Below are 12,228 nucleotides of genomic sequence, written 5' to 3' on the forward strand. Positions count from 1 at the left end.
GGGTCTGTCGTGATCACCTTCTGTACCTTCATCCTATCGAAAAAGATTGAAGATGTTATGAAGAACTTGTGGTGAATTTGTGAAGTTAGAAAAATCACAGACCCGGCATGGTATATTTATTGTATGGGGAGTGATTACGATGAAGATTTTAATAGTCGACGACGAACGTAGAATTGTAGAAGTTCTCGAGGCATATTTAGAGAGAGAAGGCTATGAAATTCACAGTGCTGATAATGGAATCGATGCGTTGAAAAAAGCGAAAACTGTCAGCCCTGATTTGATTATATTAGATTTAATGCTTCCGGACATTTCCGGGGAAGAGGTTTGCCGCCTTGTGCGGAAGGAGTCGGACGTGCCAATTATCATGCTGACAGCCAAATCAGCCGAGGACGACCGCATCAACGGAATTGTCATGGGGGCCGATGACTACATCACAAAACCTTTCAGCCCGAGGGAGGTTGTTGTCCGGGTCCAAGCTATCCTCAGACGCATCAAGAAACCTGAAAAAGTGGAGCGACTGGAGTTTAACGGAAGGAAACTCTCGATCGACTTAGAGAAGAAAGAAGTTACCGCTAACGGGCAGTTAATAACCCTTACCCCAATTGAGTACAAACTGTTAACCAATATGGCGACCAACCCTGGCCGCGTATACAGCCGCATGGACCTCCTCGAAAAAATTCAGGATGAGGGCATGTTTTATGAGGGCTACGAGCGTAGTGTCGATACCCATATCAAGAATCTTCGTAAAAAAATAGAAACCGATTCACGACAGCCGGAGTTCATACTGACTGTGTTTGGCATGGGCTACAAATTTGGAGGGGTACTAGATGCTGCAAACGCTCCGGTCTAAGATTCTTTTTTATCTCGTCCTGATTTCGATGATCGGGATCCTGATTGTCAGCTTTTTTATCCAGTGGGGGTTTGAGGAAAGCTTTAATAGTTACCTGGACCGAAATAGGGATAAGAAGGTTGACCGAATTATCACTGAAATTGAGAAGGATTATCAAAGGCACGGACATTTTACGCAGGATCCGGTGTTTGCGATGCTCCACGAGTATGCGATGGGCGAGCAGCTTTATTTTCAGTTGTACGACCGGTTCGGGCAAATCCAAATGGATTCCTCGAACATTCGCAGCATGCTGAACAGCCTGGGGTTAACCGAGCCCGGGCTGAATGATGAACAGTGGCATTCCAAGACTTACACTCTCAGGGTGAATAATACCGTCATCGGAAAGCTGGTGGCGATCTACCCCGTGGGACTGATTGATGATGAATACAAGTTTATCCAGACGATTCAGTTATACATTTATGCGGCCGTCTGTTTGACAGTCGTGCTGGCAATTGTCTTCAGTATGCTTTTTTCAAAAAAATTGACCTCCGGGCTGCAAAAGCTGCAGTTTGCCGCCAATGAACTGCAACAGCATAACCTAGATATCCGGATTCCTCTGAAAGGGCTGCCGACAGAGGTCAAGCATTTGGCCATCTCATTTAATAATTTGGCGGAGTCGCTGGCGAAGGAGGAAATGCTGCGGAAGCAATTTACCGGCGACCTTGCTCATGAATTACGGACACCACTGGCTACATTAAGAAGCCAAATTGAGGCATTCCAGGATGGGATTTGGGAGCCAACCTCGACGCGCCTGCAGGCCTGCCATGAGGAACTGATGCGCCTGGTCCGGCTAGTGAATGAGCTTGAAAAATTGCTTGCCGCGGAAAACCCGCAAATGAAGCTTGAAAAAATCGAGCTGGATGCCGGAAGCGTACTGGCGGCGCTGTGGGAGATGTTCATGCCGATTTTTAAAGAAAAGGGTGTGGGGCTTTTGATTGAAGAGCCCGAACATGAAGAATTATTTGTCGCCGACAAGGACCGGTTGATGCAAGTTCTGTCCAATGTTCTCAACAATGCGTTAAAGTACACACCAGAAGGCAAAAGCGTGACCATCTCAGTGGCGACAGACAGGGGAGGCTTTGTAGGTTTTAGGATCGCTGATGAAGGTGCTGGCATGAAAGAGGAAGACATCCCGCATATTTTCGAGCGCTTCTACCGCGGCGACAAATCGCGCGACCGCAAAACCGGCGGCGTCGGGATCGGCTTGTCGATCGTAAAAGCGCTGATGGACGCCCATAAAGGCATCATCAAGGTAAAAAGCCGACTCGGAAAAGGGACAAGCATCACCTTGTGGTTTCCGAGGGAGGACTAGGTTTGTGATTGGCGACCGGATGGGAGAGTAAACTTATGAATGAGTAGCCAATAAGGCCGATTGGCGACCGAGATGAAGAGCGAAGCGCGATATGGGTAGCCAATAGGGTCGATTGGCGACCGAGATGGAGAGCGAAGCGCAAAACGGGTAGCCAATGGCATGTGATTGGACCCTACGACCGCATAATAAACGGCAGCTATACAAGGGCTGCCGTTTTTCTGTCTATTTGTTTAACAAATCATTGATATGATAAACCTTCCCGCTCTCTGCATCCCCGCTCAAAACTAAATCCACTAGGGCATCCGCGACCGTTTCCGCCGGAAGCAGCATATTGTTTTCCTTATACCCCTTGAATTGATCCAGATCCCTAAAGGCATCCTTGGAGGATGAGCGGATGGTTGCCTGCATGTCGGTATCCATAATCCCCGGGCTGAACGCGATAATTTTATTCTGCGTTTTCAATTCCGCCTGCTCCAGCGCCGCTGTTTGCGTGAACATATTGAGCCCGGCCTTAGAGCTGCAATAAACGCTCCAGCCCTCGATTGAGCGAACAGCCGCACCCGAGGTCACATTAACTGCCTGGACCTTTGTTTCTGTATGTTGTGCTTTGTTAAAAAATATATTGGTTATCAAGATTGGCGCAATTAAATTAATTTGGACGTTTCGAATGACGGGTGTCTGATCCAAGTTCCCTACTGTATGAATAGGGTCTACAACACCGGCGTTGTTAAAAAGAAGAATCTCACTCGGGTCCTTTTGAAAAATGAAATGAGAAATTTCCATAAATACTTCCTGAACCTCTTTTTCCAAAGCAAGATTACAGGAGAAATGTTTATATACAGTTCCTTTTTCCAATGCAAGCTTTCTGAGCTCCTTATTCTCTGTTCGGGATACGGAAATGACTGAAATTTCTTCGTTCATTAGCCGTTTGGCAATCGCCGCTCCCAAACCTTTTGAGGCTCCGGTAATAATCGCATATTTCACAAAAAACTCCCCCAGCAACATTTAATCTTTACCCATATTTTAGGCCTCAGCCCAGTTTAAAGCAAATATAAAAGGCAGCCCCCATAATAGGAGCTGCAATAAAGTCATCTTGCTATCGGATAAAACTTCTTCCACTCGTTCAGGAAGGATTGGGTGGAAGAATTGGGATGCTCCAGGACCAGAGGGGTCGGCCCTGATTGCTTGATTTCGCCGCCAACAATAATCGCCAGACGGCTCGTCAAATAGTTGATTTCCATCAGGTCATGACTGACAAAAACAGCTGTCGTTTTCGTTTCGGAGATGATTTCCTTGAAATCTTCCATCAGCTTAATTTTTGTCGGAAAATCGAGTGCAGAAAAAGGCTCATCAAGAAATAGGATTTCCGGCTCGATAATCATCGCCCGCGCCAAATTCACGCGCTGGGCCTCGCCGCCCGATAAATACAGGGCGTTTTTTTTCGCCAAATGGCTAATGCCAAACAGCTCAAGCCAATGAGCCACTTTTTCCTTAATAATGGCTTTCGGAACCTTTCTTAACGTCAATCCAATTGCAATATTGTAAAAAACGGTTCCATCTAAGAGTAATGATTGCTGTAAGGCAATCGAGAATTTTCGTCGTAACTCAAGCGGTGCGCCTCCAGAGGGCAGTGCCTCGCCACGGTACAGAATTTCCCCGCTTGTCGGATTGTCCAAAAAAGTCAGCTGTTTTAGCAAAGTGCTTTTTCCCGCACCGTTAGGCCCCATGATTCCAAGAAATTCGCCATCCCCAATCGCAAACTGAGGGATATTTAAAATTTCTCGGCTTTGTGCCTTATAAGTGAGGTTTTTCAGCTCAAGTATCGGTGTCGTCACGAGAAACGCCTCCTTTGCTGCAAGAATGTCAGCAATGCGGTAATCAATAGCGCAATTGATAAGAGAATGAACGATAGTGCCAAGGCGATGTCGAAGTTCCCCTTCGAGACCTCCATGACAATGGAAGTCGTTAAAATCCGCGTGTCACCCTTAATGTTGCCGCCGACCATCATGGCGGCGCCAACCTCGGCAATCACCCGGCCAAACCCGGCCATGATCGCAGCCATTATGGCGATTTTTGCTTGTTTTAACAGTATCATTAATGTTTGCAGTTTGGTCGGACCAAGTGCTTTGATTTGCAGTAACATTTTATCATTAATTTGCTGAAATGCGGTGCAGGTGAGGCTTGTCACGATTGGCAAAGACACTAGGACTTGCGCCATGACAATCGCCGTTGGTGTATATAGCAATTTCCACTCGCCTAGCGGACCGGAGCGCCAGAGGAACATCGTAATCCATAGACCTGCAACCGTAGGGGGAAGGCCCATGCCCATATTGATGAACAGCAACAACACCCGGCGCCCGCGGAATTTTGTTAAACCAAGAAGGAGGCCAAGCGGCAAGCCGATCAGGGTGCTAATCAAAATAGCAATCAAACAAACCCTTAGAGTCAGCCATGCAATCGAAAACACTTCGGGATCGCCGGTAAAAATCATCTCTATCGCTTTCTTAAGTCCATCGATTAGCAGTTCCATAATGCCCTCCACATTCCATCACTAAGTTGTCGAAAAGGCCGGGACTAGCACCTAGCACCGGCCTTGAAAGATTATTCTGTATAGCTGACAAATAATGATTGTCCGTATTCCTTCTTGCCGAATTCTTCGATTACTTTTTGAGTTTCAGGTTTTACCATGAATTCTACAAATTTTTCAGCGTCTTTTCCATTAACCATGTTGTGTTTTTCAGGGTTAACCTGCATAACATGGTAGATATTCATTAAATCATTGCCACCTTCAACAACAATTTTCAAATCAGGCATGTTCTTCTGTTGCGCAAGCCAGGTTGCACGGTCAGTCAACACGTAGCCTTTTTTCTCAGCAGCAACTTGAAGCGTTTGTCCCATCCCTTGGCCGGTTGATACATACCATTCGCCTTCTGGCTTAAGGTTGGCAGCAGTCCAGATACCAAGTTCTTTTTTGTGGGTACCGGAGTCATCTCCGCGAGAAACGAAAACTGCTTTTGATTCAGAGATTTTTTGGAACGCTGCTTTAATATCGCTTCCACTTACGCCTGCAGGATTTTCAGTTGGTCCGACTAACACAAAGTCATTGTACATAACGCGCTTGTAGTTGATGGCATCGCCAGCGTCAACGACAGCTTTTTCAGAGGCAGGAGCATGGGTGAGAAGCGCATCTGCTTCACCTTTTGTACCCATTTCCAAGGCTTGTCCAGTTCCGACAGCAATTGTTTTTACTTTAACGTTATTTTCTTTTTCAAAAATTGGCAGGATCACATCAAGCAAGCCTGAGTCTTGAGTACTCGTAGTAGTCGCTAGGATCATTTCGGTTGGTTCTGGTTTTGGTGCTTCTTTCTTTTCCTTTGCTGCTGAAGTATCTTTGGTGTCTGAATTGCCGCATGCTGCTAAAACTAGAAGCATGAACGCGAACAGGATAGTCAATAAACGATTTTTTCTCATAGGGATAATTCCTCCGCCGTGGTAGTTTGATAGATAATTTTTCCTAACTGTGAAACATCATAGCCTTCCAAGTAGGTTAAGCTATTTTTAAAGCTGTCAGATTGTAAATAATGAATCAGTTCGGTGAGACTTTGTTTGTTCTCATCGGTGAAACGAAATACAAGGTCAAAATTCTCCCTTGCAACCGGAATGAAGTCGAGCCCCAGTTGGCTGGCGGCAGACTGAATTCCGAATGCGACATCGACAATTCCTCTGCTTATGTAAGAGGCTGCAGAAAGATGGTTCCATTCTTCGTTGTCGTAGCCGTTGATTTTGTTAGGGTTAATCCCATGTGCCGAAAGCTTGGAATCTAGCAAAAAGCGGGTACCTGCGCCTTTTTGGCGGTTAATAAATTGCACGTTTTTTCGCGTCAAATCGGAAAAATCCTGAATGTCTTTTGGATTTCCTTTAGCCACGATAAATCCTTGCTCCCGCTCCGCCAGTCTCATGACCAAAATCTGTTCATAAATAAAGAGCTGCTGGATGAACGGCAGGTTATATTCATGGGACGTCGGGTCCAACAGGTGCATGGCGGCAATATCGGATTGGCCCCGGTACAGGAGCATCAGCCCTTCAAGACTTCCGATGTAAGAAGGCTGAATTTGCACGGTTAAAGCACTGGTTGCCTGCTTGGCAAAATGCTCGACTAAAAAGTCGTGGCTGCCAGACAAGCGAATCGGCACTGCGGTATTGTGCGCGGCTGGCCCTGGTTCTGCCGGAATTTTCTTTGCTGGTGCTTTCATATTCTCTTTGAATCTTTCCAGCTCTGCATGTTCAATACGCATTTTGTTTCCGATTTTAAAGGCCTGGAGCTCTCCTCTTTTAATGAGCTCGTATACAGTGTGTTTGGAAATTTGAAAAATCTGCGCGACCTCATCGGGAGTATAGGCCTTGTCCTCCATATTAACGCCTCCTATGCCATTATTTTAAAAAAATCATATCATATTGGATGTGATTTTTGTTATGTTTTGTTAAGTTTTATCTGGTTTAATTGAGTTTTGTTAGGAAATGTCACGAATTGTTCAATGTTTATTACATTAACATATTATCTATAGAACCCAGTTCACAATATCTTCACAAACTTCACTTATTGTTCAATGGTGAGCTTAAAAAATTGTTGTAGTATTGATGATAGGAATTAATAAATTTTTAAGGTAGGGATCCAAATGGCCAAGCTTTTATATATTACCGCTAATCCAAAAACAGACATCAGTCGCTCGAAAGGTGCGCAAATTGGGGAAGTCTTTTTAGAGGAGTTTAAAAAGGTGCAGCCGGATGTAGAGATCGAGCATATGCATTTATACAGCATGGATATCCCGGAAATTGACATGGATTTATTATATGGCCGGGCAAAATTATCGTTCATGGGCTACACCAAGGACCAGCTGTCTGAAGGAGAGCGAAGCAAGCTTGAAAAAATGCATGCCCTGGCTGATCGCTTTATCAATGCCGATTACTATGTGTTTGTTACGCCGATTTGGAACCTCGGGGCACCGGCCATTTTGAAATCCTTCATGGATTGTATGTTCCTTCACGGAAAGACTTTTACCAATACGGCTGAAGGCCCAAAAGGCCTGTTGACTGGACGCAAAGCGATCCACATCCAAACCCGTGGCGGCATCTATTCCACCGGCATGATGGTCGACTATGAGATGGGCGACCGTTACTTAGGCACAGCGCTTAAGTTCCTAGGCTTTGATGTGATGGAAACCGTTTATGCGGAGGGCTTGGACCACTTCCCGAAACAAATCCCAGAAATCATGGCAGCCGCTAAGGAAAAAGCAGCAGCAGCCGCACGGGAAATGGCAAAAACACCTGTAACTCTATAAGAAAAAACGGCTCGATTGCACAGAATCGGGCCGTTTTTTATAAAACATAGAACTTTTATTTGCGGGAATTAGCCATTTATTTAGGAAAACTCCACTTTCATTTGCGCACCTGCACCACTGGCCAAATTAGAACTTCCCAGTAAACTGAAAGAACAACACTAGTACTCCGAGTGCCCACACATAAATCGCGAACGGCTTCAATGAATGTTTTTTCAAAAAGCTGATCATCCATTTAACAGCGATGTAGCCGAACACGGCGGAAGCGACAATTCCGACAATCAGCGCTGATAAAGAGATTTGCTCTCCGCCACCGCTGAACAGGTCCTTTGTTTGTAACACAATCGCACCGGCAATGGCAGGTGTCGATAATAGGAAGGAGAAGTATGCCGCTGTTTCGCGGTCCAACTTGCGCCACAAGGCAGCGACAATGGTCATCCCGGAGCGGGAAATCGCCGGCATAATCGCCACCGCCTGAAACGTTCCGATGATAAAAGCATCTTTATAACTGATGTCGTCCATACGCTTATGGCCATTTTTCGCGGAATCGGCTAGCCATAAGAATAGACCCGTAATTAAAAACTCCCATCCGATCGTTACGCCGGTTTTGGAAATTTCATCAATATAATCTTTAAATGCCAGACCGAATATCACAGCCGGAATGGTCCCGATGACTAACAGAAACGTCAGTTTACTGAAGGGATTCTTAATCATTTTAATAAATTCATCTTTATAAAAAACAAACACAGCCAGCAACGTCCCCACGTGGAGCATCGTATCGAGCAACAGCCCTGCTTCCTGCAGGCCGAACAAATTTCGCCCCAAATAGAGGTGGCCGGTGCTGGAAATCGGCAAAAATTCCGTCAAACCCTGAATAATCCCAAGGATGAAAGCTTCGAGTTTTGTTAACATATTGTTCCCTCTCATTCTCGTAAATTTACGAAAGCCTGTACTATTCATGAATATGCCAACTTATCCAATTTCATGAAACACTCTCTTAATTGTAGGGTGCATGAACTATTATGGTTAATAAATTCTAAATCAAAATATGTGCAAAGCTGGCGCGTTCTCCCATAAAATAGAACTAAAGCACTTGAGAGGGGATACGGGTTTGGAAAATAAACATCTTCACTTTAATACTTCCATCGGTGTCAAAAAGCCGGAAAACTACCGTAACAAGGAGCAGGCCTGTCCCTTTTGCGCACGTGACGAGCTGACCGACCTGATTGAGGTAGATGGTCCGATTATCTTATTGAAAAATAAATATCCTGTTTTGGAGAATGCTTACCAAACCGTGCTGATTGAAACGGATGACTGCCACGCCGAACTGTCAACCTATCCGAAAGACCATTTACATAGGTTGGTTCGGTTTGGTTTGCGGCATTGGCTGGATTTAGAGGCAACCGGCAGCTACAAATCGGTTATTTTTTTCAAAAATCATGGTCCGTTGTCTGGGGGCACGCTGGCCCATCCGCATATGCAGATTGTTGGCCTGCATGACCTTGATTATAATGAAAAAGTCAATCATGAAATGTTTGAGGGACTCTTACTGGCCGAGGAGACAGGCGTACAGTTTACGCTGTCGACGCTGCCGCGTGTCGGGTTTTATGAGTTTAATGTCGAAATCGCCGATTTAAGCTTTGCCGACCAGTTTGCTGATTATCTCCAAATCGCTGCCCATTACATTCTGCACCATTTTCCGTTTAGGGCGACAAGCTATAATATCTTTTTCTATCATCTTGATGGAAAAATTTATGCCAAAGTCGTCCCGCGGTTTATCACAACACCGCTGTACATTGGTTACGGACTGCCGCAGGTGCCAAACAATCTTGGCTGGATGGCGGAACGAGTTAAAGAGATTTACTTTTAAAAAATGGCTGGCTTCTCAAGTGGAAGCCGGCCATTTATAGTAAATAAACCCATCCCCAGTTTAGAAGTTGTGATTTCATCTCAATAAAAATATAATGTAGAAATGGACAAGTTCATCTAAGGTGGGGACTTCAACATGACTTCAACGAAAAACACAACGTCTAAGCTGGATTACAGCTTGGTTTTAATAGTAATGCTGCTGTTTTTGGCGAGCTGTGTGTCGATTTACAGCGCACAGGCAACAGGACAATATAAAGAGAACTTTTTGATTAAGCAGATTGTTTGGTATGTGGCCGGAGGCGGCATAATCGCGGCCGTCATGACATTAGATTCCGACCAGTTGCGGAAGCTTACCTGGTATGCCTACGGGTTTGGCATCTTTCTGCTGGGCTTTTTAATCGTGGCACCGACAAGCATAGCCCCAGTAATCAACGGGGCGAAAAGTTGGTACAAGGTTCCGGGTTTTGGCTCCTTGCAGCCATCGGAATTTGTAAAAATATTTATCATTTTAGCATTAGCTAGAGTGATTGACGACCACCATCTGAAAAATCAGGAAAAAACAATCCAGTCTGATTTGTGGCTGTTGGTTAAGCTCGGTCTGGTTACGCTGCTTCCATTGATGTTGGTGATGAAGCAGCCGGACTTGGGAACGTCGCTCGTATTCCTGGCGATATTAATTGGGATGATCTTCATTGCCGGCATCTCCTGGAAGCTGCTAGTGCCGATTTTTACCGCAGGAATCGCGATGATTTCGGTCATTTTCTATTTTGTATTGTTGAAACCGGAAATTTTGGAAAAATACCTTGGGGTAAAGCAGTACCAATTCGGGCGGATTTATTCGTGGCTCGACCCGTACAACTTCCAAAGCTCGGCCGGGTACCAACTGACGAAATCGCTGCTGGCAATCGGGTCCGGTCAAACCGGCGGAAAGGGCTATGGCAATCGCGAAGTGTATTTGCCAGAGAGCCACACTGACTTTATCTTCAGTGTCGTTGGTGAGGAATTCGGTTTTGTAGGGGCAAGCGTGTTAATCAGTTTGTTCTTCCTGCTAATTTACCATATTACCAAAGTGGGTATGGAAACAAAGAACCATTTCTACACGTATATCTGCGTCGGGGTCATCAGCATGATTACCTTCCACGTGTTCCAGAACATTGGCATGACCATCGGCGTGCTGCCAATCACTGGTATCCCGCTGCCGTTTATCAGCTACGGGGGAAGTGCGCTATTGGGGAATATGATGGGGATAGGGCTCATATTTTCAATCAGGTATCATTATAAAAAGTATATGTTTTCAACTTCTGCGTAAAAGGGCGGCCTGCGGGCTGCTCTTTTTTTTGTGGGATTTGGCGTTTGGCGAATACTACATGCAATTCGGCGAATACCTCCAAAAGTTTGGCGAATAATGAACCAAGCTCGGCGAATAACCGCCACAATTCGGCGAATACCGAACCATCTTTGGCGAATATCCAATAAAAAATAATGAAAAAAACGAGGCCATGGCAAGCCTCGTTTTTTCATCTGGGAAGGTATATAAAATTTATTTAAGCAACTTCTTTTCTAGATCATCCAGCATCAAGTTTGCTGCAAGCACGCCGCCGGCTGTGTTCCAAATGGCGTCGCTGACCTCAAAGGCATTGCCACTTTTCACTGCATTCAGGTTTTTCCAAAGCGGGTCAGATGTCCATTCTTTGGCCGTGTTTAACGCGGTTTGGTCCCCGTTTGGAGCATATGTGAAGTAGAACATGTAGTCGGCGTCCATTTTTGGAATGACTTCTTTTCCAACCTCAACAGCCAGGTTTCCGAGCTTGTTTTGCGGCGTGAACAGGTCAGCCTGCTTGGCCGCACGTTTAAACCCTAATTCGTTAAAAATCACGCCGGAGAAGGAGTCGGTATAGTAAATCCGGGATTTGCCGGCCATGAAGCGGACGACAGAAACCTCTTTATTCACTTTATCACCGAGCTTGCCTTTTAAATCAGCAACATGTTTATCATAATCTGCTAATACTTGATTTCCTTTTTCCTCAAGGTTTAACGCTTTTCCATATAATTTGAAGTTTTCTTTCCAGTCGCCTCTAAGCGTTTCCGCAAACACAGTCGGGGCAATCGCGCTAAGTTGATTATACACTGCTTCTTGGCGCATCTTGTTGCCGATAATTAAATCAGGCTTTAGTGTTACGATTTTCTCGACATTTACTTCACTTTCCGTTCCGACAACTTCAACGCCTTCCATATCCTTTGAAATATGTTCGTACCAAGGATCGCCAAGCCAGGATTGCACCGCACCCACTGGTTTTACGCCCATGGCCAATAATGCTTCTGTGCCTTCGTTTGTAAGAATCACGACGCGTTTCGGTGTGCCTTTAATGGTTGTTGAACCCATCGCGTGCTCGACAGTGTAGGACGTTTCTCCCGTTTTATTGGGTGCTGCTTTTTCATCCTTTTTTTCTTCGGTGTTGCCGCCGCATGCCGATAACAGAATCACAGCCATAACGGACATAAGGGTAAGGAATGTTTTTATTGCTTTCATTTTGTTATGTAGCCCCCTTAGCTAATTGTTAATGATAATCATTTTCATTTAAAGTCTACAACCATATCATAAGGGGCACTATACCCAATGTCAACGCTTAAATGAAAATGATTTTCATAATCAGTAATTATTTTTCCTCCATTCATAGTATAATTAAAAAAGATTATCAAATATGAGGACCGCTCTTTTTTGAGTCAATTGAAAATGATTCTCACTTATTCATTGACAATCATTATCAATTACCGATAGACTTAAATGGAAACTTGCCGATTGGCGAGTCCGTTAGGACGAA

At 45.0% G+C, this 12,228-nt stretch carries 12 protein-coding genes; 5 read left to right on the forward strand and 7 right to left on the reverse strand.

The window, feature by feature from the left end; translation table 11 throughout:
- Window positions 1-139: 139 nt before the first annotated feature.
- Together M3234_RS12840 and M3234_RS12845 are read left to right on the forward strand one after the other, a co-directional pair.
- Window positions 140-850: a response regulator transcription factor gene (locus M3234_RS12840; RefSeq protein ID WP_262305094.1), complete on the forward strand. Its 711-nt coding sequence runs from the start codon at window positions 140-142 to the stop codon at window positions 848-850.
- Window positions 828-2,201, forward strand: a complete 1,374-nt coding sequence (locus M3234_RS12845; protein WP_262305095.1) for a HAMP domain-containing sensor histidine kinase — start codon at window positions 828-830, stop codon at window positions 2,199-2,201. Before M3234_RS12840 ends, M3234_RS12845 begins: the two co-directional genes overlap by 23 nt.
- 222 nt (window positions 2,202-2,423) lie before the next feature.
- Here M3234_RS12845 and M3234_RS12850 read toward each other — a convergent pair whose 3' ends face one another.
- The 5 genes from M3234_RS12850 to M3234_RS12870 all read right to left on the reverse strand — a co-directional run bounded on the left by M3234_RS12850 (window position 2,424) and on the right by M3234_RS12870 (window position 6,613).
- Complete coding sequence (locus M3234_RS12850; protein ID WP_262305096.1) at window positions 2,424-3,185, reverse strand: (S)-benzoin forming benzil reductase; 762 nt, start codon at window positions 3,183-3,185, stop codon at window positions 2,424-2,426.
- Window positions 3,186-3,289: 104 nt separating this feature from the next.
- Window positions 3,290-4,036 (reverse strand): ABC transporter ATP-binding protein, encoded by a 747-nt coding sequence (locus M3234_RS12855; RefSeq protein WP_262305097.1) that lies wholly within the window; start codon window positions 4,034-4,036, stop codon window positions 3,290-3,292.
- On the reverse strand, window positions 4,033-4,731 hold the full coding sequence (locus M3234_RS12860) for an ABC transporter permease (protein ID WP_066314349.1): 699 nt from the start codon (window positions 4,729-4,731) through the stop codon (window positions 4,033-4,035). Before M3234_RS12860 ends, M3234_RS12855 begins: the two co-directional genes overlap by 4 nt.
- A gap of 71 nt (window positions 4,732-4,802) precedes the next feature.
- Complete coding sequence (locus M3234_RS12865; protein WP_262305098.1) at window positions 4,803-5,672, reverse strand: ABC transporter substrate-binding protein; 870 nt, start codon at window positions 5,670-5,672, stop codon at window positions 4,803-4,805.
- On the reverse strand, window positions 5,669-6,613 hold the full coding sequence (locus M3234_RS12870; RefSeq protein WP_262305099.1) for a helix-turn-helix transcriptional regulator: 945 nt from the start codon (window positions 6,611-6,613) through the stop codon (window positions 5,669-5,671). Before M3234_RS12870 ends, M3234_RS12865 begins: the two co-directional genes overlap by 4 nt.
- Before the next feature lie 264 nt (window positions 6,614-6,877).
- Between M3234_RS12870 and M3234_RS12875 the strand changes: the two genes are divergently transcribed.
- Entirely contained in the window at window positions 6,878-7,540 is a 663-nt protein-coding gene (locus M3234_RS12875) for an FMN-dependent NADH-azoreductase (RefSeq protein ID WP_262305100.1), read from the forward strand.
- Window positions 7,541-7,666: 126 nt separating this feature from the next.
- On the opposite strand, the gene M3234_RS12880 is transcribed toward M3234_RS12875, so the two are convergent.
- On the reverse strand, window positions 7,667-8,449 hold the full coding sequence (locus tag M3234_RS12880; protein ID WP_262305101.1) for an undecaprenyl-diphosphate phosphatase: 783 nt from the start codon (window positions 8,447-8,449) through the stop codon (window positions 7,667-7,669).
- A 199-nt stretch (window positions 8,450-8,648) separates the two neighbouring features.
- Between M3234_RS12880 and M3234_RS12885 the strand changes: the two genes are divergently transcribed.
- Complete coding sequence (locus tag M3234_RS12885; protein WP_262305102.1) at window positions 8,649-9,407, forward strand: DUF4931 domain-containing protein; 759 nt, start codon at window positions 8,649-8,651, stop codon at window positions 9,405-9,407.
- A 135-nt stretch (window positions 9,408-9,542) separates the two neighbouring features.
- Window positions 9,543-10,715 carry a rod shape-determining protein RodA gene (gene rodA, locus M3234_RS12890; protein ID WP_262305103.1) on the forward strand — a complete coding sequence of 391 codons (1,173 nt, stop codon included), beginning with the start codon at window positions 9,543-9,545 and terminating at the stop codon, window positions 10,713-10,715.
- A 231-nt stretch (window positions 10,716-10,946) separates the two neighbouring features.
- On the opposite strand, the gene M3234_RS12895 is transcribed toward rodA, so the two are convergent.
- Window positions 10,947-11,936 (reverse strand): ABC transporter substrate-binding protein, encoded by a 990-nt coding sequence (locus tag M3234_RS12895; protein ID WP_262305104.1) that lies wholly within the window; start codon window positions 11,934-11,936, stop codon window positions 10,947-10,949.
- Window positions 11,937-12,228: the final 292 nt, after the last annotated feature.

It is taken from the genome of Neobacillus niacini (assembly GCF_023715785.1).
Lineage (GTDB): Bacteria > Bacillota > Bacilli > Bacillales > Cytobacillaceae > Neobacillus > Neobacillus niacini_E.